Here is a 25458-nt window from a genome sequence, read left to right on the forward strand (position 1 = left end):
CAGTCCCGCGTTCTCATTCCCGAAGGCTCCCGCCTCTTCGGGACGTACAATTCGAATGTCTCTTTGGGCCAGGCCCGCATTCTGGTTGGCTGGTCACGCATCGTCACACCCGAGGGGCAATCGGTTCAGCTCGCCGCATTTGGCGCAGACGATCAAGGCCGCTCGGGCGTGACGGGTTCCGTGAACTCCCGCTTTGGGCTGCGCTTTGGCACAGCCGCATTGCTCTCGATCATCGGCGCAGGACCGGCAATCGCCGCATCCGAGGCCAGCTCCGAGACCGGATCAGAAATTGCCGAGGATGTCGCGGGCAGTTTTTCGCAGGCCACCAATGCGGTGATCGGCGAATATACCACCCTGCCTCCGGTTATTTCGGTCCAGCCAGGTGCTGCGATCAGTGTGATCGTCGACCGTGATCTCGAGTTCTATTGAGTGCGTTTCAGGTTCGACAAAATAATCATGTGCCGAAACACGCGTTCGACCGAAGGGAGAGGCCGCGTGTCTCAAAGCAACACAATCCTGAAACACACGGGCGGCCAGCCATGAACCCGACGGCAGAAAAAGCCAGTTTTCTTTCGACCTATCTAAAACCGCTGGCCGCACCACTCTCCGATCCCGGCGTGGTCGAAATAGCCATCAATCCTGATGGAAAGGTCTGGGTGGAAACCCGGGGAGCTGAGCATATGGTCGGCCTTGAAAGTGTGTTTTACTCCCCTTCCCAAGCTCGGGATCTTGCAACATCCATTGCCAGCGCCACCCACGGACAGATCAGCGAGAAAAAGCCGCTCGTCTCCGGCAAGATTGAGATGAATGGCAAGCCGATCCGGGCACAGGTCGTCTATCCACCGGTCGTGGACGGCGGGCCGTCGATCACCCTGCGCCGCTACTGTGAAGATCAACTCACCTTGGGCGACATCGGTCTGTTACACGGTGCACTGGTGGACCTGGACGCCGAACGACAGGCAAAAGCGGAACGGGTGATCACACTGACCGAGGCGGGGGATATTCGAGCCGCCATGAAACTCTGCATCGACGAGCGGTTGAACATCATGATCAGCGGCGGGACGTCCACGGGCAAAACGACTTTTGCCCGGGCACTTCTCGCGCTGGTGACCGAGACGGAACGTATCGTGTCCATCGAGGACGCATTCGAGCTCTTTCCTCCGCAACCCAATCGCGCGATGCTCAAGGCTGACCGTATCCCCTCAAGCGAACGCACCGCGGCCAAGTTGCTGGAGACCTCTTTGCGCATGCGTCCTGACCGGATCATTCTTGGCGAGTTACGCGGCGATGAGTGCAAGACCTTCCTCGACGCGATCAACACCGGCCATTCAGGCTCATTCACCACAATTCACGCCGATACCGCGCAAAAGGCGCTCGACCGTCTTGCCCTCATGGTCATGTCAGTGGGCATCAATATGAGTTTTGAGGAGGTAAGGCGCTATGCCGCGTCCAGCATCGATGTCGTGGTGCAGCTTGGGCGGAAGGATGGACGGCGCGGGGTCGAACAGGTGTGGGTGCCGGGCAGCTAATAAATCAGAAGTGATCATCTGAGCGAGAAGACGGTATCGACAGTGTCCAGATTGCATCACAATACTTTTTGGTATGTATTAGATTTGCTTAGGAACAGCAAGGTGGCGGCCATGGCTCGCAATACATCCGTAACGATTGGCGATCACTTCGCCAGCTTCATCAGCGACCAAGTGCAGGCAGGACGCTATGGTTCCACCAGTGACGTGGTCCGGGCAGGGCTGCGACTGCTGGAAGAACACGAGGCCCGCGTGAAGGCGTTGGAAGCAGCTCTGATCGAGGGCGAGGAATCCGGTGAACCGCGTCCGTTTGACTTCGAAGCGTTCAAGGCCCGGAAGCGGGCGGAATATGCCACTCGATGAAGGCGATTGCCTTTTCGCCTGCGGCAGAAACCAACATTGACGACATCTGGGATTACAGCGCCGACAACTGGGGGCCGGATCAAGCCGACCGCTACACCGATGAAATTCGAGATGCCTGCCACGTGCTGGCTTCGGGCCGTAAGCAAGGCAGGGCGGTCAACGTGCGATCCGGCTATCTGAAAACTCTCACCGGGTCGCATGTGATCTATTTCCAGGATCAGGGTGACCACCCGGAAATCGTGCGCGTTCTGCACAGAAGACAGGACGCGCAGCTCAATTTTTGACGGTTAGTTTTCTGCTTGAGGCGCTTGCATGATCCAGAAGGCGCAGAAGCTGGACCCTTTGTCTTGGTCCACAATTTGCCCACCGAACCACGATCTGCCGCAATTGTAGTGCACCAAATCATCGACAGAGAGGACCGACTTGGCCGTTTCCGTCCCACATAGGCCAGTAGAAGGTCCAAAGCAGCCCCTGTGTGGCGAGCATGGAGCTCAATCACACCCAGAACCCGCCAAAGTAGCGCCACGCCTGCCTGCGGGCCTCGCCGAAGGCCTTTGACAGGATTCGGGCAACTTCGAGGTCCTCAAACGGGTTTTCTCGATAGCCCCCTCAGCGGCGCTTGCAGCGGCTTTGGCGGTCTCTTCCCGGAGCACTGCCGCAGCGCCCAACAGGCGCATTTCGACGGTTTTCTGGACTTCGGGGCCAACCTTGCGCATCCGTTCCATGCCCTCGACCAGCATTTCGTGCACCCACGAGATCGTGCATGCGCTCGGGGCGTCATCATGCTGATGCCGTCCCACACCCGACAAGATATACCGCCTTCTCAAACAGCGTCACCCATTTCCCGGCATAGCTCCAAGGTGCGCGAACACATCTACATCGGTCGCAGTTTCTGCAGCGACGGAGAACTGCTGTCAAAACTGTTCGAGATGTACACAAAAATAAGACGCAGGTGAGCGCGTAACCTTTGCCCAACACGGTAATGTGTGTTATGAATGCGCATGACAAGCCCGCAGGGAGGTGCACATGAACAAACGCGCAACCAACCTTACCATCGACCCGGTGCTTCTGGATGAGGCCCGTGCGTTGAACATCAACCTGTCGGCCACGTTCGAGGCCAGCCTACGTGAAGCTGTGCGCAAACAGAAGGCCATCGCATGGCTGGAAGAAAACCGCGCAGCACTTGAGGGCTATAATGCTTGGGTCGAAAAGAACGACCTGCCGCTTGAAAAATATCGGCAGTTTTGATGGCACGGTTCAGTGTGCACGAGCTACCAGGCGCTGGCCGGGTTGTGAACTTGCAAAGCGACTTCCTCGACTGGGCCGAGACCCGTGTAGTGGCACCGTTGGTTCCCCTCGATCAAAGCCCACCGCCTGCGAAACACCTCAACCCAGTAATTACATTGGATGGCAATCAATTTGTGCTGATCATCCAGTCGATGGCAGCGGTTCGTGCCTCCCTGCTTGGGCCAGCGATGGACGACCTGTCGTATCGTCACGACGAGATCACCCGCGCAGTTGACATGGTTTTCCAAGGGTTTTGATTGCGTGGATGAGGTTCGGAAGGGAGCATCTAAAACTCATGTAAATCAATTTTTTATAATAACAATAGGGCGACATTGTTACCTGATTGAGTTTTAATTTCCTACCCTAAAGTGAACAACACACTGGCTGACGCCGGTGGCATCATTTGGCGAAATGTAACTCCAGAACTGAAGCATGATGTCGGTGACATTACCCGCGATGATGGCGAAACACGCCCGCGCTCAAGTGTGACGCGACATGACCTAAACGTCTCATAAGGTCATTTTGGCTTAGAAGATGAAGAAACAGCCTCGGGGAAACCTCCGAGGCCGTTTGCATGGTGGGTGGTTCCTGGGCCTGCGACAGGCGGATTGGTGGGAGCCGACATCAAGGGCGGATTTTGTTGAGAAACTCGGCCCCGAACAAAAACGGCTAAAATTCTCAGAACCCATGTTCTGCCAAACTACGGCAACGCCCAGCTGGGATGACAAAATCGACCGCGTGCAGAACGAAATTCCGTTTCAAGGCCTGCATTCGCAGAGCGATGGAGTTTTTCAACAAAATGGGCGGGAAGCAGTCATTGGCTGCGGATGCAAACAACGCCGCCGGACACTTCGATAGCAGCCATTCGCATAGTGCCAATCGGTATAATTTGAGATAGATTTGACAGAACGGGCCTTTTTCTAGAGCGCGTCGAAAGCGATTCTGAAAACTAAAATAGTTGGGAATTCAATTGATAGCATATAGAGGTAACGTTCTTCTCAGTGATGAGATTGAATTGACGGCGCATTTGGCAACCCTCCTACGTATGGAAAATATAGGTGTTTTGCTTGGGGCAGGTGCGTCCGTAGGATGCGGCGGGAAGACTATGGCTCAACTTTGGGAAGACTTTAAGGCGTCATCTCCGAGCGAATACCAATGGCTTTGCCGCAATAAGTTCGTAGATGCTCCTATGCCACCAGCTGCCCCTATGCCAACGCCCATGCCCCAGGCCGCTTCTATGCCGCCTGTTGCGCCTCAAGCCATCCCTACCCCACCCGGCACACCTCAAGCCGCCCCGATGCCATCCGGCCTTACTGCCCCAACGCCACCCGGCGCACCTCAACCTGCAACGCCAAATGTTGAGAGCCTTTTGGACACGTTGGCAATTGCTTTGGCAGAGTGGGAACGGGCAGGCTCGATAGAGATGGTTGAGGGAAAGAAGGCTCGTGCTGCGATCTATCGAGCGTTAGTCAGAGCGTCTTTTCTGGACGAAAGCTGGTGGAATACTCCAGAGGGAGTCGCGCACAGCGAGGACAGGCTGTCCGCTCACAGACTACTTTTGCAGCGGTTGACGTCCGCCAGACAGCCGGGACAATCGTCTCCTTGGCTGTTCACAACCAACTATGATCTCGCTATTGAATGGGCGGCTGACTCAATTGACATGAACGTCATCAACGGCTTCTTGGGTCTCCATTCGCGCCATTTTACACCCCAAAGCTTCGATCTGGGATTTCGGAATGTTCAGGCAAAGGGAGAGGCGCAGTTTGGGTCTTACAATGTCTATCTGGCTAAGCTTCATGGTTCCCTGACTTGGAAGGAAGTTTCTGGGCAGTTCTATGAAATTCAAGCAACTGAGGCGCAGGGCGAAATCCGGTCCTTCGCAAAAGGCGAAACAGATAATCTTGCTTTTACAGTTCTTCCCAGTGCCGCAAAGTACATTCAAACTGTTGGCTTCGTGCTTGGTGAACTGTTTCGCAGATACTCTGAGTTTCTGGCTCGTCCACAGTCTGCCCTATTAGTGTCAGGGTATGGCTTTGGGGATGAGCATATAAACAGGTTACTTTTGTCAGCATTGCTCAACCCGACTTTCCAGTTGGTTGTATATCTCCCCGAGTTTTCCGGGTTGGAAGACGTGTCTAAACTTCCAGCTGCAGCGCAAAAATTGCTTTCTCTGCAAAGCCCACGTGTAACATTCGTGGGAGGTGGTGGAGATGCCTATTTTGGGAGCTTTGTCGAACACCTTCCTGAACCATCAATCTACAACGAAGACCTTCGCCAGCTTCAAGAAAGGCTAAGAGCACTTGATACTGCCCCGAACCCAAATGAAGGTGGTTCATCGTGATCGGTCGTTCACCAATTGGGTATGTAGTTCGGATTGACGGCGCGGAAATCACTCTAAACCTCTTGGATCACCACCGGGGGATGGTCGCAGGGCATTCTCACGGTGTTTCGATGGTCGCGGAGATTGGCAGCCTTTTGGGGATTGATGCGGGCGACCGCTTGCTGTTGCTGCGGGTTCGGTCGATCAGTTTTGCTGAACCAAATGAGGTTCATCGCCGATCCATGGGAAATAGCTCGCTTTCGGCTGAACCTTTGCGCCATGTTGTCGGCATCGTCGTAGGAAAACTCACCCGAAAAACCGGTGAACTCGAATTTGTGTCGGACTCACTGTCCACCCCCGCTTTAGGGGCAATGGTCTATCCGCTGATCGCGGATGAGGAAAAGACAGTTCTTGGTCGCGACGACAACGCGCCTACGTCAATTCACTTGGGGAATGAGTTACGTAGCGGCGCACCGGTCCACGTGGACATTCAAAGCCTGATAAGCAAACACGTAGCCGTTCTCGGGAGTTCAGGACAGGGAAAAAGCTGTTTTACAGCCGCTATACTCCAGCAAATTGTTAAGCTTCCGGGCTCTCGGACAGTCATATTTGATATCAACGGTGAGTATGAGCAGGCCTTCTCAGAAAACGTAGAGCCGGGCTGGATCAGAACAACAAAGCTCGGAGAAGGTGGCCTAAAAGTTCCCTACTTTGCGCTTGGGCGGCACGGCCTCCAAAGGCTTCTAATACCAAGCGAAAAGACGCAAAGGCCAGCACTGATGTTCGCCTTGGAATCGCTCAATCGGGTCAAGTGGATCGATGCCGGTAGTGGTATCGGAATAAAAACTGATACCACACCATTCTTGTTCGATGACTGTCGAAGTGGAAATGCAACGCAGGCACAGCGGCGGATTTCGGCACTACAGGACAAGACTGCGAAAGAAGTGACTGTGTGGCCCCCAATGAAAGCTTTGGGCCCATTGGTTGCGGAAAGCTACTCGCTGACAAACGGCAGGAGTGGCTGGGAACGAAACGCATTTCAATATGGTAATGTTGCCCCGCTGGTAAATCGCATCCATAGGTTCGTTGAAGACCCGATGTTCTCAGCCATAGTTGATACGGCTGGGGCACCCCGGACGCAACCGCTCGACTGGCGGCGCGAGGCCTCTGACTTAGTTGCAAACATATTCGGCGATGAGGAGTCAAACTGGAGAGTTCACATCGTTGATCTGCGACTGGTGGCTCACGACCTGATGCCGTTTATCCTAGGTTCCTTGTTGGAGCTTTTCGCGTTCGAGATTTTTGAGCGTGGCCAAGACAAGAAGGTCCCCACCCTTTTGGTCTTGGAGGAAGCACACCACTATTTGAGACCGGTAGGTGTCGGGGAAAGCGACACAGGCAGTTCCTTGGCCTATGAGCGACTGGCAAAGGAAGGTCGGAAATTTGGATTAGCGCTTTGGTTGAGCACTCAGCGTCCATCGGAGATATCTCAAACCGTTCTTTCCCAATGCGGGAATTGGGTCTCATTTCGGCTGGCGTCCGATAGAGACTTGGCGGCAGTTCAAGCATCGAGCGAATGGGCTGACAGACGAGATGTGAAAAGAATTTCTGGCCTTGCACGGCAGAACGCTGTTGCCTTCGGTGAGAGCCTAAGAATGCCCGTGAGCCTTATAGCTCCGACGGCATCACCCACACCGAAATCAAGTGATGCTCATTTCGACAAGTGGGCAGATTCCCGTGAAGATTTGGGACTGAAGGCATGAGAATGGCTGATCTTTTAGACAGTTTTGACCCGCCAAGTGTGAGTCTGCTTGTGCTGTGATTTTGCACTTGCAGCGAACGGCAGCTTCGACGGGCCGCACTACAGCATCATCAGGCAAGGATAAACGGCCGCTAAGGGCCGATCACGTCATCCGACACGAGGGGCGGATTGCAGACGTTCGCTGCGCCAGGTACCAACGGCAGCTATGCGCAGAGGGTGTACTTCGCAAAGTCAAGCGCACGCCGATCCCAGAATGGGCAGGTCAGGGGCCCTACATCTCCGAAATGCAGACCCTCAATTTTTGCAACTCATCATTGTCAAGTTTCATGAGTGGGATATGAAGCTCGCGATGATTTAGTCGAACGACACCCGTCTCCCAGTCGATGAAATGTTGTTGCACCAACTGGTCAATGACCTCGGATAAAATTTTTTCCGGGTTGCTCAGAAAGTCCAACAAATTTCTTTCAGTTCCCAAAAGTGCGTATGTCAGGAGCGCGACATTAAATACAGCCATACCTTCGGCAGCTTTCCAAGCTTTGTTGGTGCCAAGTCCGGAGCGCGTGACAATGCCATGCGAAACCAAAAAATCATCGGAAACCGCTCCGATTGCGTCTGAAAATATCTTTTTCTTACTTTCCCTCGATAGCTGCTCAAAGGAAGTCACCTGATTTACAGCCTCAAGAGTTCTAGTCTCTACGTTCCTCGTCATCCTCGCCCCCTCTGGCGGGATCGCAGCTTTAGCCTGAAGCGCTATTATGTAGCGTCTATCGGTGTCGTAAAGAATGGCGTCCAATTCGCCATCTCGACCTTCATGCGACCATGGAGTGCTTCCCTTGAACATTAGGCCCGGAATTTTATTACATAGCTCAGACACCTCTTTTAGAAGCTCTACCTCCAGATGGTGCGCAACGGTCTTACTGAAGTGCTCAGGATAAGTTTTGTTGAGAGAATAAAGCATATTCCTCATGCTGGGCATCATTCGGAGAAGCAACGGTGAGGTGAAAATGAACCCTTCCAATTGCACAAGTGGCTGTAGGTAGCCATTTCCTGAGCAATTAAACATACCGTTTTCCTCACTTGCCACCAAGAAGTCTAGAACTCTACAAATTTCAATTTGGGCCAGTCCCGTCAATCTGCATAAAAATGAAACTAACCAGCTTCGCTTGAAAGTTGGAGCTATACAATCGACAACTCTCCACTGCCACTGGACTCGATTATCTTTCTGATCCGCAGACACCTCATAGAACGTCGACAAGGCAAAAAGTAGGTCAGACAAGGACCAAAGACCTGCCCTGACCTTTTCAAACGCATCTTTGCTGAATCCAAAAGACTCCAGAAATGCATGGTCAGGAATGTATGTTGGTTCCGAGAATGAGACCTGATGAAGTTCGTAATTTACAGCCGCCCCCTTGATATACGCAGATAAGTCTTTGTGTGGGTATAGGCGAGATATGTCGGAAAGTACCGTCATGGGGATTTCGTTTGGCTTTTTAGTATCAAACCCGAGGCAAAGCTCCGTCAAGATAACGTCCTTGATCTCACTCTTCTCGAAGGCGTCAGATTCGTGCAAAAACTGGAAATTGCCATCCTGTAACTTTACATCGTAGTACTGCTGTCTAAACTGCGGCATGATTTCGCAAAAGTGGGCGTACATTAGGGCTTCCTGAATCTCTGGCCCATCGCTCGTCCCAAACGTTTCCATAGCTTCCCGGCCATTTTTCAGGAGTTTTCTCGAGCAGTTGCTCAAGTTGGGAGCGAGATATGATAGCCGGGCGAGGATCCTTTCAGCTTTGTATTGATCACGTTCTATTTTACGGCCGAACCGCCCACCAAAGATCAGGCTGTCCGCCATCATCATGTAGCCAGTCAAGATGCTGCGTAGTGGTTTCTCCCAAAGGCTAAGTTTTCCAATTTCTTCATCGCATGATTTTTCGAAGAGTTTTACTTCGTCCATGTTCTTCAACCCCAATCAACCGCAACATAATTCGTTCTCGGCTTGGCCGACTTCTATCCCGAGCACAACGCATGGCTGAAAAGTCGGCGGTTATTTTTTTGAAGGTAGACCTAGAGCATGCGTAAATTGCTGGTTTGCAGTGAGCCTGTTTCCAGCCCAATGTGCCAAAGGGTCACGCCCGCTTTGGGCGAGGATCCGCCGTTCGACACAACTGGCACAGAGGTCCGGTGAGGGCCGTCAGCGTCAAGGGCGTCGTGGATTAGCCCCACCGTCCACCGAAGTGCGGCAATTCCGGTTGGCGCCCACCATAACTGTCTCTGTAAAACTGAATGACGAGCGTGCGAAGGACATGCGGCATTGTGTTTTCGCGTCGTGGACATGCTGCACTTATAAGGCTTTTCCGAGACTAATTGACCTGAAAAAGTCCCCGTCGACGCGTCAGGTCGTCAAGCACTTGTTGGGGCTTGGTGGGAGGACCGTTTTTGGACGAGACAAAGAGACCGCGACAAGAATCATCGCGCAACACAGGATGTCAACGGAGGTCAAGTGAACGCCAGCCGTGAACGTCCCCACGACAATGCTTGTAAGGGGGACGATATTCATGAAGATGCCCGCTTTCTCGGCCCCGACGCGGCAAATGGCCCCCTGCCAGAGCCAGAAGGCGATGGCACCGGCGAAGACCCCGAGATAGCCGAGGCAGAGCCAGTCGAAGCTACCCATCGCGGCAAGGTCGGGCGGGCCGTACAACAGGGCAAGCGGCGCAAGCAGGATCGAGCCTATGACGATCTGAGTGTAGTAGACGGCGCCCGCCGGGGCAGGCACCGCCAATCTCTGCACGGCCATGCAGTACCCCGCCCAGCAAGCCGCCGCCATCACGCAGAGGGCGAGGCCGAGGAACGGAACCCCTTCGCGCAGGGCATTCTGCTGCAGGAGCATCATGCCCACGATGGCAACCGACGCCGCAGCGATCTCACGCGGCGCCGGCAGACGGTGACGCGCCACCGAGGAGATGGCCAGGATCATGAAGGGTGCAAGGGCAAAGGTGATCGCGGCCAGATTCACCGGAGCAAGGCGGAGGGCCATGTAGAGAAGCGTGTTGAACAGGGTGACCCCGAGGAGAGCACAAACCGCGATCGGCTTGATGTGTTGCGCCAGGACCTTGCGGTGCGACCAGACGGCCCCCGCGCAGAACGGTGCCAGCACGATCAACGCGATCACCCACCGCAGCAGGTTGGCCCAGACACCCGGCAGGGTGTCGGCAAGCATGTCTCCGACCAGAAAGTTCCCGCCCCAAAGCACCGGTGACACAACGAGGCCAAGCATTGAGCCTTGCGAATCCCTCATTGCCCCCATGACCTCCTGCTTTCGGAAAGCATGGTGGAGGACCAGTGACCATTCATGGTGCAATTGCCCTATGGTCCGTGATCCCGAGGGTTCATGAGCATTGACGGATTGCCGCCCGTCCCGGATTGTCGAAGGTGGAGGCCGCATGGAACCAAAGAGCGATATTGATCCACAGGTCTGGTCCAAGGCGACGGAACATATCGCAGACCATCGCGGGGTCACAGGTGCCGCCAATGATTCGTCCGGGCTGCTCGCTTCCGCATCCCTGCTTGCGCCGTCGCAATCGCTCCTCGACCGGATCGGCATGGCGGCAGCATTTTACGGGAAAACAGGGGCCCGCATCGGTTCAGACGAACGGTTTCCCCTGACGCTTCCCGAAGCGCCAGGAGGCGGCACAAGGACCGCCCGAGGCCGCGACGGGACATTGTTGCTCTTTCATTCCGTCGTTCTCAACGGCGATGAACAGACCTTTTGCCTAAGCCTCGATCTGACCAGCCTCCACGCCTTCCTGCCTGGAACCTCGAAACTTACCCCGTCGGAGTTCGTGGTTCTTGCTGGGCTCGTCGACGGACAGTCCATCCGTGATTTGGCCGACAGCGACGGCGTCTCGTACAACACCCGTCGTCGGCAGAGCGAGGCTGTTCTTGAAAAACTGGGCGTGAATTCTCAGACCGAGGCGGTGCGCATGGTGTTGATGACGGTGGTCGACAGGGTTCTGTCGGCACTGCAGGAGGATCACACGCGTTCACGGCCGATCGAAGATCTGGGTCGATGCTATGGCGACACCGTCCGGTTCCACTGGATTCACCTCGCGGGCGGGCCGCCGTTGCGCGTGGCCGACATTGGCGACCCGCTGGGAACGCCGGTGCTTCTTCACCACCCGATGCTCTTCCCTTGTGGGGTGGTGCCCTCCGCGGCGCGTGAGGTGACGCGCGCCGGTCTGCGCCTGATCGTCCCGTTCCGTCCGGGGTTTCTCGATGCACCACAATGGGAGCATGCGTTGCGGCCGGCTGACGTGCTGGCCGCCTGGTCCGAACGCTGCGCCGCCTTGACGTCGTTTCTCAATCTCCGGCGCGTACACACTGCCAGCATTTCATTTTCCGCCAGCTGGGCTGCCGACTTCGCGATGCGCCATCCGAACCGCGTCGAAAGCGTCACCTTCATTTCGGCGCCGCAACCCAGCCACCTCTGGTCGCCCGAGGTTCGAACCGCGTCCTTCATACATTCGGTCGGTGCCATTGTGGAACGTGCCCCCTGGCTTGCCGGGCCCGTCGCGCGCCTTCATGCGATCCAGATAAAGGACATTCCGTCTGCCCTGCGCGGTTTCCGAAAATCCTTCGCCAATTGCCCCGCCGACATTGCGGATGTCGACCGCCTCGCAACGGACCCCCTCGGTGTGCAGACGATCGTGACCACCATAAAGGAAAGCGTTTCCGGTATCGCGACAGATCTGCGCGTCCTGCGTCAACCCTGGGAGACGTTCCTTGCCGGCTTGGATATTCCGCTTCACTTCGTTCATGGTCTCGATGACCGGACAAGCTCGGCAACGCTGATGGAAGACTTTGCCCGAACGCTTCCTCAGGCAACCTGGCACGGTCAGTTGGGTCAGGGTCACCTGATGGCGCTGCACGATCTGCCGCGACTTCTTTCCGCGTCCATCGGTCGTACTGTAAGGTGACACACCGATGCGCGTGGTTACCGTGCTTGACGATGGGATGAAGAATTGCGTGCTAATTATATCCGACAGGATAAAAATACATTGCGAGGGTTGCGCGCTCGCAGCGCAAACCTGTTTCGTCCGCGCTGCGGATATCCGAATAGTGATAATTCTGCACGACGCACCACTTCCGGTTCGGAGAAGCTGCATTGCAGCGCTGTCCGCTGTCTCGGAGGTCGGCTATGGGCCGTTCGATGATCAATTGACAGCGTAATCGACGGAATTGCGCTGAGCTAAACCTCTAAGTACATTGTTGCAAAGAAGGTCTCACCATCTGGGTGATGCCCGAATGAGGCCGCATTGGCGATTGGGCAAAGGACGGATGTCTCTGGTCTGCCTTGATACTCAGGTAGGTTGCAGCGAATGTCGTGCTTCGTGCCCGACACCCCGCTCAAGGATATTGGCCCATTCGAGGTGAAGACCCAGTTGGGAACGCCATTCTGCATTTCCTTGGCAGGCCCGGTGAACGTCGGCCCTCCCGGCTTTGCCGTAACGGTTGCCGCGCTCAGGTCTCGGTCGAACGAAAGGGGGCTCACGACGTAGCGCCAACGGCATGCGCGTGCTCCAAAGCTCGGACGGACTGTCACAAGTCCATGGTCAGCTTGGGCCAGAAGCGCCTTCAGGTTCAATTCAAGCACGCATCTTGTCTGCGGCCTTGGTGTCAGGAAAAAGTCCAGAAGTGTTTTGCCGTTATGCGACAGCAGGTATCGCCCTTCTGGCGCACCGGGCACGGAGATATCGAGAGATGTGGCACCTGGCTCCGACACGACCCCCTGCCAAATCGATGCGCGATCCTGCCAGGTTAGGAGTTGCGGCGGAGCGGAATCGAAGGCTGCCTCTAACGGTTGCTGGAATCTGTACCCCCGCGTCGGCAGTGCCGTTCCGCCGTCGCTTGCAATCCACAGGGTGGAGCCCTCGCCGCCACTTTGAAAATCGGTGAGGAAGAGGAGGGCGTCGGCTTCAAGTTCGCCGCGCCAATCTGGATCGGTGGCCTGGTAGAAGTCTAGAGGCAACGCGATCTCGAAGAGGGATTGAACGGCCAGCTCACCGTCGTCGTATACCCGCTCGTCCGCAAAAATGTCCAAGCTATCCGATGTCTGACGCGCGACCAGTCCCGCCCGTGCGATCCCCGCTGCGGTATCAGCCACTGGCGCGATCGAAAAGACCGAGGCGAGCTGATCCCCATAATAGGCATGCTTTGTGGTGATACGTAGTACGTGGCGATAGCGGGTTTGGGTCATCGTATCCTCTTCCACAGACTTGATCAGTCTTGGCACCAATGAACAAGACCACTTCTCGGTCAGCGGCATAATCGAAAAGGCACCATCCGCCGCGAACGCTTGCTTTTTGGAGCGCAGGCGCGAAATCGGACAAGCACCACGAAGGTCGGCAGTTGGCCGACATTCGTATTTAGCTTCGATCAATCGGCTAACTTAAGAGCCTTAGGATTCATCGCGAATGGCGGCAATGCGGGCTGCAGGCGCAGCATTGCACGACTTGCGCAAGTGTCTGGAAAGGGCCGCACCTACATGTGCTGGCCTGCTTAACTGGTCACCAGCCACGGGTCCACTTCGGGTCTGACAGCGGCCACCCGGGCGACCCCTCCGAGACGATGATGGCGCAGAAACAAGCGCTGCACCGCAGCAAGTCGGCTTGGAGCCCCTACCTACACTGAATCCTTCAGCCATCTGATAAAGGTCTTGGCATCAGCGTTCAGGATTTCGGGCACATGCAGGGAATAATAGCCCAGCAAAACCTCCGGGCTTTGCGGCAGTTCGCACAAGCGGCCTGCATCGACGTCGTCGTGAATGATGAATTTCGGCGCCAGTACCATGCCCATCCCGGCGATGGCGGCCCTGATTGCGACGTCGTCCAGATCAAAGGCATTATCAAAACGAAGAGCGATGTCAGGTGTCTCAGTATGCTGCAGCCAGGCGGTCCAATCCCAGTTGCTGCCAGTCGATTGCAAGGCCGGAACGCTGGAGAGGTTGGATGGATCAACAATTTGCGAAAGCAGTTGTGGGGCGAGATACGGACGGCATCTATCCTCGATCAGAATATCCCCACCCGGCAGAGGATCAGAGGCCGGTGAATAGGCAATATGAAGATCCGCTGGCTGAGCATCAAGCAGACCGATGCTGTCATGAGTGGAGATGCTTACCTTGATGTCCGGCCATCGCTTTTTGAAGTCAACCCATGCAGGTATCAGCCATCTGCTTGCCATGGTCGTCGGAGCCTGAACATTGACGGCCCTGCTTTCACCCGTTGCCAATTCGATCGCGCGGTGAAGGCTATGTACACTGGGACGCACCTGCTGGAAGAAGGATTCGCCCGTTTCGGTCAGATGCAGTGAATTGTTGGACCGTCTGAAAAGCCGCACCCCCATCATGTCTTCCAAATTGGAAATCTGCCGACTGACGGCACCGGGTGTGACATGAAGAATCTCCGCCGCGCGCTTCAGGCTACCATGTTCTGCAACGAGAACGAACACGCGTGTGGCATTAAGCGAGATGCGCGATGGGTGTAGCATGCAAAAACCTCATTCAGTGTGAAAATTTGTCGTTTGTTTCCGGCTTGAAAGCAAGATCTTGCTGGCGGTGAAATCATGCGGAGAGGCCAATGCCCCCATCACCAGATTACCTACCGGCCATTCTCTGGGTGCTGTTGAGCACCTTTATCTGGACGCTGATTTTCGCGGCCGGGAAGTTGGCAGGTGGCAATATCGGAGTTTTCCAGCTTACCTTGTTTCGCTACATCGGAGCATTGCTGACGCTGCTCTGCCTGATGCCCTTCAAAGGCGGGGCGACGGCATTACGCAGCAAGCAACCGCTTGTCCATCTTGCGCGGGCAGTCAGCGGCTGCGGGGCTGCGGTTGCGATCACCTGGGCATCGGCCAATACGCCTTTGATCGACGCGACCGCCATCGGAATGAGCTATGGTGTGCTTGCCATTCTCCTGGGAACCACAGTCTTGAAAGAGACAGTCAGCCGCCAGCACTGGTTTGCAGTTGGCGTGTCGCTGATTGGCGTTGCAATCATCATGTTCAGCAAAGGCGCATTTCAAGGCGGCCTTTCGGTACTGCCTGCCTTGATTGCCCTGACAAGCGCGGCCCTCTTCGCGCTCGAAGGAATTTTGATCAGTGTTCTGGGACGCTCCGAGCGCGCGTTCACTGTGATGATATATGTAACGTTCTTTGGCTTTTGCCTGATGCTAATTCCAGCCTTGATCGAGTGGCAATCTGTCAGCCTGAAAACCGCAACTCTGTGCCTCCTGCTTGGACCGATGGGCGTGGCTGGCCAATATTGTACCATTCGCGGCTATCGCTCTGCCCCGCTCTCGGTCGTCGCACCAGTTGATTACGCCTGGCTTGTGTTTTCCGCCGTCTTGGGCATTCTCGTTTTCAACGAAATACCTGACGCGTCGGGATCAAGCGGTAACGATCTATCGGACGGCAGCTCCGTCCCGCAATGTCGCAGTTCGCCCCTCGAAAATGCTGCACGATGGATGAACGGCTGGTCTGGTGAAGCTGCAACGCAGCGCTCCTACATCTGTCCAACGGCATCTGTGGGTGGCTCCCGCATTGCAAGCGTTTCCTGGCAATTTCTGCGGTTATTTTCGTCAGTACCGTCGTCTGTCCGGCCTGTTTATGTTTTGGCATTGCCTCCTCTGGCCCTGATGAGTTCCGCAAGCGAGGTTCCAATCGGCTTATCGACCTCAAAGGGCCGCTGCCATTCCCGGAGTGTCCTTGCTCTTGGTTGACTTAATTCCGCATCATCACTTCAACGTCTTGCATCTCGTAGGCAACCGGTGCGCTAAGAACGCGGGTTGCCGGTATTCCTGTTTCTTGGTGAGCATCGCCCAGACGGCCCGGGCTGCCTTGTTTGCCATCGCGACTGTTGCCAGCCGGAAGGGTTTGTCGGCAACGGTCTTGGCTGTCCAGAGATCGACTTTCTGTGGTGAACGTTTCGCCATCACAGCGCGAGACGTCATGCCCACGACCAGTAACTTTCGAATGTAGCGATCACCCTGCTTTGTGATCTTTCCAAGACGTTCCTTGCCGCCGCTTGATTTGTTGAGCCGGGTCAGTCCGAGCCAGGCCGCCAGATCGCGTCCGGTCCGAAACTGTTTTGCATCGCCGATCGTTGCGACAATCGCCGATGCCGTGATCGGCTCGATCCCCGGCATGCGCATAAATCGGCGGGCATCCGCACTCATCATGGCATGTTGCTCAATCATCTTTTAGTAGCCGGCAATGCGTTCGTTCAGCCCGAGAAACTGGTAGCATTGGACGCCGAGAAGTCCGTTTGCGATCTCCGGCATGTCAGGATGATCGCCGTCCAGGTGGCGCTTTGCGAAAGCGGCCACCGCTTCGATCCCGATGGGCAAGATATGCCCGAACTCGCGCAAGAGACTGCGGATCATGTTGGCCAACTGGGTGCGCTGCCGGACCGCCAGATCGCGTGTGCGGTGGATCGCGAGGACGGCCTGCTGGTCCTCCGTCTTGATCTCGACAAAGCGCATCGTCGGGCACCGAACCGCTTCACAGATTGCCTCGGCATCAACAGCATCCGACTTGCCGCGCTTCACGTAGGGTTTGACGTATCCGGCGGGCATGAGTTTCACCTCGTGTCCCAATTTGCGCAGCTGGCGACCCCAATGGTGGGACAATCCACACGCCTCCATGCCGACCAAACAGGGCGGCAGCGTCTCAAAGAAGGCAAGCAGCTTCGCCCGCTTTATGGCCCTATTGAAGATGACCCGACCATTCTCCGAAATGCCGTGAACCTGAAAAACATCCTTGGCCAGATCAAGGCCTACTGTCTTAACTGTCATTGGGTGGCTCCTTTCCTAGCAGTCATTGATAACTGCACTTTGGCACATTCGATGCCGGTGGAGCAGGAGCCACCCACCTCATCCGCAAGGGGCCGTCAATGTCAGGCTAACAGCGCCAGTAACAGAAATCAGCGCGCCGCGCTGCCGCAAGCCCGCTTTGCGTAATTTTACCAATGCTGCCCGAGCGCGAGTTTGTGCGAAACACGCGATCCCGACCTTGCCTCTGATCGAGCCGAACCACTCTTCCTCTGCGACGTTCCCTGGCGGTCGCCGCAATAGCCGTTCGCGAAGTATTCAGGATGTTTGTCACACAGCGTGTCCCTGTTTCGTCTTATGGGGGAAAGGAGATCAATATGACCAAACCTATCCTGATGGCACTAGCCGGATATTTTACCTTAATCGCGGCTGCGCTGATTGTCGCGCCGCTCACCTTTTATCAATCCATTCCGGGCGTATCGGAAACCGGGCCCTTCAACAGCCATTTCACCCGCGATGTCGGCTTTGCGTTTCTGGTTTGCGCTGCCGGGCTGTTTCTGGGGGCATGGCGCCGCGACCGGGTGCTTGCCCTGTTCGGCGCCGCCTTTCCCGTGCTGCATGCAATTTTTCACGTTGCTTCCTGGGGGCACCATGCCTTTCCTACCCACGGCGTTGCCACCTTCGACCTTGCCGTCACGGTCGGTCCGGCCGCCGCCGGGCTCTTCCTGGCGCTGCGCATACACAGAGGTGCCGCATGATCCGGTTTATTCTGAACAAGATCCTGCGAAAATTTGAGGCGGATTACGATTACGACACCGCCTTCATGCGCGATGTCGCCGAAATCTGGCCCGGTGCTGCACTTCGCTACCTTGCCTTGTCGACGGTCAGCGGCATGAGGGGACCAGCACCCGAGATCTGGGCAGGCGCGCTGCTGGCCTCGACGCTTGACGGCGATTGTGGGCCCTGCGCCCAGCTGGTTGTCGGTTTCGCTCAACGGGCTGGGGTGCCAGACGACCACATCGCCGCCTGCCTGGTGCGCGACTTCGGCGCGGCCGGCACGATGGGGCTCGGTTTCCGTTTCGCCGAGGCCGCGATAGCAGATCACCCTGAGGCCGACGAGTTGCGCGAGGACATCCGCGCCACCCACGGCGAACAGGCGGCTATCGCCGCCGCTTATGCCGCAGCCTCCGGCCGGGCCTACCCGGTAATGAAGCGGGCTTTGGGTCACGGCAGGGAATGTCGGCAAATCAAACTCGGCGGGGTGCTGCATTCTATTGTAAGGTCGCCGGAATGACAGCAACAACACTTGACATATTCGAAACCGAACGCCCGCGCCTGATCGCCGTGGCATACCGAATGCTGGGCGAGCGCGCCGCCGCGGAAGATATCGTGCAGGAGGTCTGGCTGCGCTGGTCCGAAGCCGCAGTCAGCGACATCGTGACCCCGGCCGGATGGCTTCACCGCGTCACTACAAGACTGGCAATCGACGCGCTGCGTTCGGCCCGACACCGGCGCGAGGTATATGTTGGCCCGTGGCTGCCCGAGCCCTTGGTACAGGGCAGCCATGACAGCAGTGAGGACAGTTTTGCTCTGGCGCAGGAATGCCAGTTGGCACTGCTTTGGGCGATGGAACGGCTGACCCCGGAGGAGCGCGCCGCTTTCATCTTGCGGCAGGTGTTCGAAGCGGACTACTCGGAGTTGGCTGAACTCCTGGGACGCTCCGAAGCGGCCTGCCGCCAACTCGTCAGTCGCGCCGGTCGGCAACTCAGATCCGTTCGTCCCAGATTCCGACCCGACCCCGAGCAGACGGCAACAATGCTGGCGCGCTTTGTCAAGGCCGCCGCCGCGCAGGATCACGACGCCGTCTTGTCGCTGCTGGCTCCGGATGTGACAGCGATCAGCGACGGCGGCGGCAAGGTCCGCGCATTTCATCGTCCGTTGCTCGGTGCCGAAGAGGTTGCGCAGGTTCTGCTATCCATCGCAGCGAAGCAGGCCGCGAGCATCGGGCTCAAGGTCGTCGATGCCAACGGCACGCCGGCTCTCGCAATCCTGGACGGCGCAGAGTACGACATGATTTTCACCCTGACGACCAATCTGGAAGGGTTGATCGACTGGATCTATATCATGCGCAACCCGGATAAATTGCCGCCCCGTTAGAAGGCGATATCGGAGTGCCCCCGGTTCGGGGTCGCCACCTGAAGTGGGCGTAAGTTTCTGCTGCCTACAACAGGAGGCGCTGGCGCAGCGGATGGCACGCCAAAACCGGTGGTTTCCTCCTACGGGCTGAAACGGACAATTGCGGGCGTCTATTTTCTGCCGTCGCCAATCGAGCGGCCGCGGAGAATGGCAAGAAGGTCCCACGTCTCGCGGATTGAAGTCGGGCAGGAGCGTGGTTCTTTCGCGTTCGCAGCGAAACTCTGGTCTGACGGGCCGCACCTCGGCGGCGTCAGGCGATGGTCGATTGCAGCTAAAGGTCGTCACCCATCGTCATTGACCCACACGGGGCGACGGGATGGACTTGCTTGTGGTGCTTTCGGTTCAGTGTCACTGACGCGCGCCCAGAATCCTGATTTGCGAGGATGGGTTTTCTTGAGCTTGGCAAGATAGGCTGCGTGGTCGACCATTCCGCCTGGTCGGATTGGGTCCGCTTCGCCCGCCAGCAGGCCGAGCTTCCCGAGGTATTTCGCGCCATGCCCATAGGCCTTGGAGCCTGCGCGGTCGAGGATGTTGTCCAGAAGGGCCCGGTAGAGGATCGTCGCCGCCAGCGGATGATCGTGTTCCAGAAGGCTCGCGATTTTTGGCAAGATGTGCCATTCTCCCCCATCCCAGCGGTGCGGATGCGTCTCGATCAGCTTTGCTGCCAAATCAAGCCGTGGCCAATCAAGGAAGAATTGCAGCGCCACATCGGGGTCTGACTGTTCCAGCGCAAAGGCATGGGCGCGGTCTTCGGCCTCGATATCCTCAAAATCCGGCAGCTGTTTCAAATACTCCCGCAGAATGTCGGCGGACAGGCGCGCCTCGAAACAGCGCCAACGCAGGGCTTGCGCCGCCGACCTGTCGCCGGTGGCGTCCAGGATGCGCGCCTCCAGGCTGACCCGTTCTGGCGACAGGCCATCATCGGTTTCACCAAAGCTGCGCCGCCCGGGCTTGCGCACCCACTCCAGCGCCTCAGCGCTGCGGCCGGCCTCCAGAAGCTGCGCCCCGATCACCAGTGTATCCTGAATATGCGGCTTCTTCTTGAGTTCCAGCGCGATGAGCAGATCGAGATCCCCCCGCGCCGAGGCGAGGATTTGACGCATCCGGGCCCATTGCGAGGTCATAGAGTAAAACCAGCCATCCGATTTGCGCGCTGCTTCTTCTGCTTGCCGCTCGGCGATGGCGTCTTTCAGATCGCCGTCCCAGCGCGCCAAGCTGTCTTGCGGCAGATGTGGCGCCACAGCCTCGGCCACGTCAGCGAGATAGCCATGCGTGCTTTCGCCAAGGGCGGTCATGATCTTCTCCGGCAGCGCGTCGGCCTCAGGCACGGGCAGACTGCGGGCCAGATCGCCGGTCGCATGGATCGCCTGATAATAGACGTCCTGAACGCGGCCCGAGGAATCGTCGACGCGTTCGAACACCTGTTCATGGGTGGCGATGAGGCGCAGCAGCCGGTCCATGGCCAGCGCCGGGGCGGCGGGGGCAAGCTCAGCCGTGATCGTATCGGTCAGACTGCGCAGATCGTCGGCAAAGGCCCGGGCCTTGTCCCATTCGATGAAGCTCTTTGCCCGCGCCAGCCCGGACAGCCGCCGGTCGATCAGCTTGGCAATGGCTTCGGGGCCAGATTTCCCGGCCAGCGCCGCTTTGACCTGCCGCCGGAAACCCGCGTTGCGCTCGGCCTCGTCCAGCACCAGCTGCGCGAGCTTGTCGGTGCCGAGATCTTTCAACTTGTCAGTGGAGAGGGCAGGTTTGCGGGCCATGGGCAGGTCTCGGTTGGGAACAGTTGCCCCAATAAGTGCCTCGGCCAAGTTCTGGTGGCAAGTATTGGGTGCCCGACTGGTGAAACGCTACAAGAAGAAGCCCATTCCCATATCGCCCGTGGGCAAAGGCCGTATTTTCCGGCGAGCCGCTGGGTCGACCTGAGCGAGACAAACGATTGCGATCACTGCACCACGACGAGATCGCTTGGCTTCACCTTTGATGCCAGATCTGCGCAATGGAGTGACCGGTGTTCACCCCGTCCACGCCATCCGCGCAAGACGCGGCATGACGCCAGGCATCGACACGACGAGCGGGTACCGGACCTTCGCTGCGCCTTGGGCGAATGGCAGCAACGCGCAGGACGCTGGCAATCTTAGCTCGGCCTTGGATGGCGAGAGATTACAGTCGTCTATGTGATTGCGAAGCACTGTTTCATCAGCACGTAAAAGCACAGCCCGAGAAAGACCTCTGCAAAGCCCCAAACGCTAGCACATTTTTCACTTTGCTCTTCAAGGGGCATTGATGATGTGCCATTGGGACCATTCCGCATTGAAAAGAAGAGATTTTTGAGATGTCGATAGGTAATGTCAGATGGAACGCCACATCAAGAGCGCCTGCCCCGGTAGTGCTTGCTAAACTTGGGGAACTCCAACGGGATGCGCCGAGACGAGTGTGAATTGATCCGTTGCATGACGTCCGACAGCGACAGTTTTGGCGGGATCGAAAGAAACATGTGGATATGATCCCGCACCAGCACGCCGCGCACGATGTGGACACCCAATTCGTCGCAGGCCCGGCCGATGATCTCGCGGAGGCGTTCGCGCATCGGACCCTGCAAAATCTTGTAGCGATATTTCATGACCCAAACGACGTGGAACCAATGCAACGCGCGCAGGAGTGCATATGGCAACCGAATTGTCAGCATAGCCAAACTCCAGATCATCCCCTCGCCTTTGCGTCCGAAGAGCGCGCCCGACCACCGAAACGTGTTTTCTTTGGCTTTGCCCTCGCGGCTTCTGCGTATCCCTGTAGCGCGCCTGTGTAGGTCTGCACCGCAGTCTCGAATTCCTTGTCGCCCATGGAGATCGCCGCGGGCGCTGTGGGCTCTGGTTTCTCGAGGGTGATTTTCTTCGGCCTGCTCGAGACTGGCGCTGCAGCAGGAGGATAGGGCAAGGCATGCCCATGCCGTGCTTTGTCGATCTCCTCAAAATGTCGGTCCGCATAGTAACGGATGTGATCCGCCTTGATGGGATATTGCCCCTCGGGCAGGACAAGGACCTTGTCGAGTGGGAAACGCAGCAATTCAGCGGGGGATACCAGCGCCCGTTCTTCCGAGCGACGGCTGATATTTGCGCTTTCCGAGAGTTTGCGCACGGTTGCCTGTGATCTGGTCTTGCCCACGATCGTGCGCTTACCGAGGGCTGCGGACAGCACGTCGGCGGTGCGATCATCCTGCGGGGTCATGTAAATTTGTACACCAGCACCGGCCTGCAGTGCGCGGCGGTCGGTTTCGCCGTAGATGCCCTCAAGACCGGGGATCGACTGCGAGATGATAAAGAGCCTCCCGCCATAGGAGCGGATCGTCTTGATGCTTTGCAAGACCAGGGGCTGTTTGCCCAGTTGGTCGAATTCATCCATCAGGAACATGACGGGATGTGGCTCGTCCGGTCCGGGATGCGCGCGCTGCAGACATGCGATGGCATCGGCGAACAGGAGCCGGATCAGGGGGGCCAGTGTTTTCAGGTGCTCCGGCTGCACGACGATATAGAGCGACTGTGGCTCTCGTCGGAAAGTGCCGAAGTCGAAATCGCTTGCCTGTGTCGCTCGGTCCACCGCCGGATCGAGCCAGAGCTCCAATCCGGCCCCGCGGATCACACTGACATAGGAATCGAGAATCTTGTCCACTTCGTCGGCCATGCTCAGGAAAATCTCTGCCACCACCGGGTTTACGGTCTGCATCGCGGCCTGTTTGTAGAATTCCTTTTTATTGCCGCCCCCGGTCATGATCCGCAGCGCCTCACCGATCGTCGGCTTGCCGGTCTCGATGGCGTAGAGGCAAGACGCCACGAACAGGCTGCGTCCGGCCTGGAAAAAGCTCTGCGCGTTCACGCTTTCGACGATGAGGAATAAGTCCGCCATGGTGTTGACGGCGGTGTATTGCTGCTCGGGGCTGGGCAGATCGGCAATGCGCTGGAGAGGATTGAACCGGTGCGTGCGGGTCAGGACAGGCCCGTTCTTGCCCTCGGGCTGGACGTAGTCATAAGGCGAAAAGTACCAGACCTGGTTGTTCAGCGCCTTTTGGCGATGGATGGATGTCTTCTCGAAATTCTCGCCCTTGACGTCAAGGATCACGGCACTGCCCTGGAAGTGCAAAAGGTTCGGCAAAACGAAGCCTACCCCTTTGCCCCGGCCCGTTGGCGCGATCATCATTGCGTGCGGGAAGCGATCTGGCGTGGCAGACACGAAAGGCGCGCGGGACGCAGGTGACCCGAGCTTGCCGAAAAGAAAGCCGTTCTGGGAAAGAGATGCCGACATACGGTTGCGGCGGAGCTCGGGACGCGACTGGAAATGCGCATCATCATAATCGGTGAGCGACCCGCGATGAACGGATGTCGCTCCTGTCGCCGCCAGAAGCAGGGCGGGAAGTGCCGTGATGAGCCACGCAGTATGTTCCACCGCAGGGTTTGCCTTGATCCGAGGATCGGACAGATTGAGCACCCAAGGTTCAAGAATATCGAACCCACCCAGGTCGTCGCCAAATCGTGCCATCAGATAGAGCGTGGCGATCGCGGCACCGATCCAGATGCCAACACCGAGACCGAGCAGGATGGCGATCGGATACCGCCAACGGCTTTCCATTGCATGCAGCATGTTTTGAATCCTCTAGAGGCCGTAGTCGCCACTGGTATCGTCCCGGTCGCGCCCCCGCTCCTCGGCGCGCTCGAAAGCCTCGATCCGGGTCCGGTAGGTGGCGGCGGGTTCGCTGTCGCGGCCGGCAATGTCATCATCCGCATCCACCGCGGCGATGGCCTTTAGCTCCGAGAACACGGCTTGTCGCAGACCAGGGTCTTCGATGCGGTCCATGAGCGGATCGATCCGGCCCGCTGCCAACTGATCCATATCCCCGTCGCGCAGGTCTTGCCGCACGTCGGAGATCAGCTTGTCCAGCGTGGCGATGTCGGCAAGGCGGCTGCCCTGCCCCGCGTCAAGAATATCCTGACGCGCCAGATCCGCCAAAAGATCACGATCCATGTGCAGCCCCGCAAAAACATCACGCGCGCGCGCCTGCAGATCGCGTTCGAGCCCAAGCCAGTCCGAGCGCTCCTGTGCGTCCACTGGGCGTGAGGCTTCGAGTTGCGCCTCGCTGCGATGGGGTGCGGTGAAACGGGCAGCAACTTCTTCGATACTGCTGCCCGCCTCCTCGAGTCGTGCCTCCATCGGTGCCAGAACCCGCGCCAATTCCGCTCTGAAACGACCCAGTGCAGCATCGGCCTCAGCCCAGAGCGGATTGTCCTCGTCTCCTGCCCGTGCAGCCAGCCCCGCAATCCCCTGCACACTGTAGGGATCGCGCTCGGGCGACACCGATGAAGAATGATCCGCAAGAAAGTCGCGGCCCAGAAGCGTGCCCATTTCGCGGGCCTGCCCGGCAAAGAGCTGTTCCAGTTCGACCTTTTCGGCACCGGGAGCCATGTCCTGGATGGCGCTCCAGGCGGTGTCGGCTTCCGCTTGCAATGTCTCGCGGGCGGCGATCAGACGACCGATCACATCCGCTCCGGCAGCGGGGATATCAACCCCTTCGGCAAACCCTTCTTTCACCGGCATTCCTTTCATCAAGTTGGTGGCGGCAAGCTCTGCGCTCTCCGCGATGCGCCCCATCCATCCATCCGGAGGGGTGTCGGCCTCCAGGCCCATCCCGGCAAGTTGCGCCAGCTGCCGATACCCCTCGGCATGCCTGCGTATCTCGGCCTCTCGCAGAGCGCGGCTTTCAGGATCCAGCGGGGCAACCACTGGCTCCCGTCCCTCCTTGCGGGCCGCCTGCAAATCGGTGTCCCGCGGAGCGTTTTCCATGATGCCGCGCGACAGACGGGAAGAGGCGTTCAGCACCAGCCCGTGCTCGCCCGAGATCTGCGCATGCAACTCGCGCATCATGTCATAGTTGATCTCGGAATGGCGGCTGATCGAGAGGAACTTGCCGTCCTCCATCCCGACCTTGTCGACAAGAACATGGGCATGCACATGATCTGTGTTGCAATGGAGGGCCGCCACATACCGATATCGATCCCGGTAATCCCCGCCGAACACCTCCTGCGCCCATTCGCGCGAGATGGCTTCTGCCAACTCCGCCTCGGTTCCCTTGGGAAAGGACAGGATGATATGATCGGTATGACCCCGTTTCGGGGCCCCGCACCAGGAAGCACT

Annotated in this window: 20 protein-coding genes and 2 pseudogenes; 13 read left to right on the top strand and 9 right to left on the bottom strand. The window is 57.5% G+C overall.

Annotated features, from left to right (window positions below; genetic code table 11):
• The 8 genes from A8B82_RS02735 to herA all read left to right on the top strand — a co-directional run.
• Nucleotides 1-429: TrbI/VirB10 family protein (locus A8B82_RS02735; protein WP_138069646.1), on the top strand; the 429-nt coding region annotated here is incomplete at its 5' end.
• Between the two features lie 110 nt (nt 430-539).
• Nucleotides 540-1529 carry a P-type DNA transfer ATPase VirB11 gene (virB11, locus tag A8B82_RS02740; protein WP_082899105.1) on the top strand — a complete coding sequence of 330 codons (990 nt, stop codon included), beginning with the start codon at nt 540-542 and terminating at the stop codon, nt 1527-1529.
• A gap of 111 nt (nt 1530-1640) precedes the next feature.
• Entirely contained in the window at nt 1641-1889 is a 249-nt protein-coding gene (locus A8B82_RS02745; RefSeq protein ID WP_067287940.1) for a type II toxin-antitoxin system ParD family antitoxin, read from the top strand.
• A complete protein-coding gene (locus tag A8B82_RS02750; protein ID WP_067287943.1) occupies nt 1886-2173 on the top strand; it encodes a type II toxin-antitoxin system RelE/ParE family toxin in 288 nt (95 codons plus the stop codon). The genes A8B82_RS02745 and A8B82_RS02750 overlap by 4 nt, the downstream gene beginning before the upstream one ends.
• 742 nt (nt 2174-2915) lie before the next feature.
• Nucleotides 2916-3137: a type II toxin-antitoxin system CcdA family antitoxin gene (locus tag A8B82_RS02760; RefSeq protein ID WP_067287949.1), complete on the top strand. Its 222-nt coding sequence runs from the start codon at nt 2916-2918 to the stop codon at nt 3135-3137.
• Nucleotides 3137-3433, top strand: coding sequence for a CcdB family protein (locus A8B82_RS02765; protein ID WP_067287950.1), 297 nt, complete (start codon nt 3137-3139; stop codon nt 3431-3433). Before A8B82_RS02760 ends, A8B82_RS02765 begins: the two co-directional genes overlap by 1 nt.
• A 713-nt stretch (nt 3434-4146) precedes the next feature.
• Nucleotides 4147-5517 (top strand): SIR2 family anti-phage-associated protein, encoded by a 1371-nt coding sequence (locus A8B82_RS02770; protein ID WP_328586488.1) that lies wholly within the window; start codon nt 4147-4149, stop codon nt 5515-5517.
• Nucleotides 5514-7259: an anti-phage-associated helicase HerA gene (gene herA, locus A8B82_RS02775; RefSeq protein ID WP_201120729.1), complete on the top strand. Its 1746-nt coding sequence runs from the start codon at nt 5514-5516 to the stop codon at nt 7257-7259. The genes A8B82_RS02770 and herA overlap by 4 nt, the downstream gene beginning before the upstream one ends.
• Before the next feature lie 270 nt (nt 7260-7529).
• Here herA and A8B82_RS02780 read toward each other — a convergent pair whose 3' ends face one another.
• On the bottom strand, nt 7530-9212 hold the full coding sequence (locus tag A8B82_RS02780; protein ID WP_067287952.1) for a hypothetical protein: 1683 nt from the start codon (nt 9210-9212) through the stop codon (nt 7530-7532).
• Nucleotides 9213-9650: 438 nt separating this feature from the next.
• A complete protein-coding gene (locus tag A8B82_RS23830; protein WP_328586489.1) occupies nt 9651-10703 on the bottom strand; it encodes a DMT family transporter in 1053 nt (350 codons plus the stop codon).
• Between A8B82_RS23830 and A8B82_RS02790 the strand changes: the two genes are divergently transcribed.
• Nucleotides 10702-12234 carry an alpha/beta hydrolase gene (locus tag A8B82_RS02790; protein WP_067287955.1) on the top strand — a complete coding sequence of 511 codons (1533 nt, stop codon included), beginning with the start codon at nt 10702-10704 and terminating at the stop codon, nt 12232-12234. The two genes, A8B82_RS23830 and A8B82_RS02790, sit on opposite strands and share 2 nt — an antisense overlap.
• 272 nt (nt 12235-12506) lie before the next feature.
• Here the strand turns inward: A8B82_RS02790 and A8B82_RS02800 are convergent, their stop codons facing one another.
• Nucleotides 12507-13697 carry a hypothetical protein gene (locus A8B82_RS02800; protein WP_138069648.1) on the bottom strand — a complete coding sequence of 397 codons (1191 nt, stop codon included), beginning with the start codon at nt 13695-13697 and terminating at the stop codon, nt 12507-12509.
• A 242-nt stretch (nt 13698-13939) separates the two neighbouring features.
• Nucleotides 13940-14803, bottom strand: a complete 864-nt coding sequence (locus tag A8B82_RS02805; protein ID WP_067287962.1) for a LysR family transcriptional regulator — start codon at nt 14801-14803, stop codon at nt 13940-13942.
• Nucleotides 14804-14892: 89 nt separating this feature from the next.
• On the opposite strand from A8B82_RS02805, the gene A8B82_RS02810 reads away from it, so the two are divergent.
• Nucleotides 14893-16032 (top strand): DMT family transporter, encoded by a 1140-nt coding sequence (locus A8B82_RS02810; RefSeq protein ID WP_067287964.1) that lies wholly within the window; start codon nt 14893-14895, stop codon nt 16030-16032.
• Between the two features lie 15 nt (nt 16033-16047).
• Here the strand turns inward: A8B82_RS02810 and A8B82_RS02815 are convergent.
• A pseudogene (locus A8B82_RS02815) lies at nt 16048-17106 on the bottom strand (IS110 family transposase).
• Nucleotides 17107-17405: 299 nt separating this feature from the next.
• Here A8B82_RS02815 and A8B82_RS02820 point away from each other — a divergent pair.
• From A8B82_RS02820 to sigJ, 3 genes are read left to right on the top strand one after another with little or no spacing between them, the layout of a single operon-like run.
• On the top strand, nt 17406-17840 hold the full coding sequence (locus A8B82_RS02820; RefSeq protein ID WP_138069649.1) for a hypothetical protein: 435 nt from the start codon (nt 17406-17408) through the stop codon (nt 17838-17840).
• Nucleotides 17837-18376: a hypothetical protein gene (locus A8B82_RS02825; RefSeq protein ID WP_067287968.1), complete on the top strand. Its 540-nt coding sequence runs from the start codon at nt 17837-17839 to the stop codon at nt 18374-18376. The genes A8B82_RS02820 and A8B82_RS02825 overlap by 4 nt, the downstream gene beginning before the upstream one ends.
• Nucleotides 18373-19239, top strand: a complete 867-nt coding sequence (gene sigJ, locus A8B82_RS02830) for an RNA polymerase sigma factor SigJ (protein ID WP_067287971.1) — start codon at nt 18373-18375, stop codon at nt 19237-19239. The genes A8B82_RS02825 and sigJ overlap by 4 nt, the downstream gene beginning before the upstream one ends.
• Nucleotides 19240-19559: 320 nt before the next feature.
• Here the strand turns inward: sigJ and A8B82_RS02835 are convergent, their stop codons facing one another.
• The 4 genes and pseudogenes from A8B82_RS02835 to A8B82_RS02850 form a co-directional block, all read right to left on the bottom strand.
• Nucleotides 19560-21038: a DUF6880 family protein gene (locus A8B82_RS02835; protein WP_067287972.1), complete on the bottom strand. Its 1479-nt coding sequence runs from the start codon at nt 21036-21038 to the stop codon at nt 19560-19562.
• A 611-nt stretch (nt 21039-21649) separates the two neighbouring features.
• A pseudogene (tnpA, locus tag A8B82_RS24735) lies at nt 21650-21964 on the bottom strand (IS200/IS605 family transposase); the annotation flags it as partial.
• A 14-nt stretch (nt 21965-21978) separates the two neighbouring features.
• Nucleotides 21979-23910 carry a type IV secretory system conjugative DNA transfer family protein gene (locus A8B82_RS02845; RefSeq protein ID WP_067287974.1) on the bottom strand — a complete coding sequence of 644 codons (1932 nt, stop codon included), beginning with the start codon at nt 23908-23910 and terminating at the stop codon, nt 21979-21981.
• 12 nt (nt 23911-23922) lie between these two features.
• Nucleotides 23923-25458 (bottom strand): relaxase/mobilization nuclease domain-containing protein (locus A8B82_RS02850; RefSeq protein WP_153043741.1); only part of this gene is annotated, 1536 nt, incomplete at its 5' end.

This window comes from Sulfitobacter sp. EhC04, from assembly GCF_001650875.1.
Classification (GTDB): Bacteria; Pseudomonadota; Alphaproteobacteria; order Rhodobacterales; family Rhodobacteraceae; genus Sulfitobacter.

Bases quoted from the DNA above. Each gene is read 5' to 3' on its own strand.
- sigJ (WP_067287971.1), top strand. From the start codon at position 18,373: ATGACAGCAACAACACTTGACATATTCGAAACCGAACGCCCGCGCCTG.
- A8B82_RS02825 (WP_067287968.1), top strand. From the start codon at position 17,837: ATGATCCGGTTTATTCTGAACAAGATCCTGCGAAAATTTGAGGCGGAT.
- A8B82_RS02765 (WP_067287950.1), top strand. From the start codon at position 3,137: ATGGCACGGTTCAGTGTGCACGAGCTACCAGGCGCTGGCCGGGTTGTG.
- A8B82_RS02820 (WP_138069649.1), top strand. From the start codon at position 17,406: ATGTTTGTCACACAGCGTGTCCCTGTTTCGTCTTATGGGGGAAAGGAG.
- A8B82_RS02750 (WP_067287943.1), top strand. From the start codon at position 1,886: ATGAAGGCGATTGCCTTTTCGCCTGCGGCAGAAACCAACATTGACGAC.
- A8B82_RS02745 (WP_067287940.1), top strand. From the start codon at position 1,641: ATGGCTCGCAATACATCCGTAACGATTGGCGATCACTTCGCCAGCTTC.
- virB11 (WP_082899105.1), top strand. From the start codon at position 540: ATGAACCCGACGGCAGAAAAAGCCAGTTTTCTTTCGACCTATCTAAAA.
- A8B82_RS02845 (WP_067287974.1), bottom strand. From the start codon at position 23,910: ATGCTGCATGCAATGGAAAGCCGTTGGCGGTATCCGATCGCCATCCTG.
- A8B82_RS02780 (WP_067287952.1), bottom strand. From the start codon at position 9,212: ATGGACGAAGTAAAACTCTTCGAAAAATCATGCGATGAAGAAATTGGA.
- A8B82_RS02790 (WP_067287955.1), top strand. From the start codon at position 10,702: ATGGAACCAAAGAGCGATATTGATCCACAGGTCTGGTCCAAGGCGACG.
- A8B82_RS02805 (WP_067287962.1), bottom strand. From the start codon at position 14,803: ATGCTACACCCATCGCGCATCTCGCTTAATGCCACACGCGTGTTCGTT.
- A8B82_RS23830 (WP_328586489.1), bottom strand. From the start codon at position 10,703: ATGCGGCCTCCACCTTCGACAATCCGGGACGGGCGGCAATCCGTCAAT.
- A8B82_RS02760 (WP_067287949.1), top strand. From the start codon at position 2,916: ATGAACAAACGCGCAACCAACCTTACCATCGACCCGGTGCTTCTGGAT.
- A8B82_RS02835 (WP_067287972.1), bottom strand. From the start codon at position 21,038: ATGGCCCGCAAACCTGCCCTCTCCACTGACAAGTTGAAAGATCTCGGC.
- A8B82_RS02810 (WP_067287964.1), top strand. From the start codon at position 14,893: ATGCCCCCATCACCAGATTACCTACCGGCCATTCTCTGGGTGCTGTTG.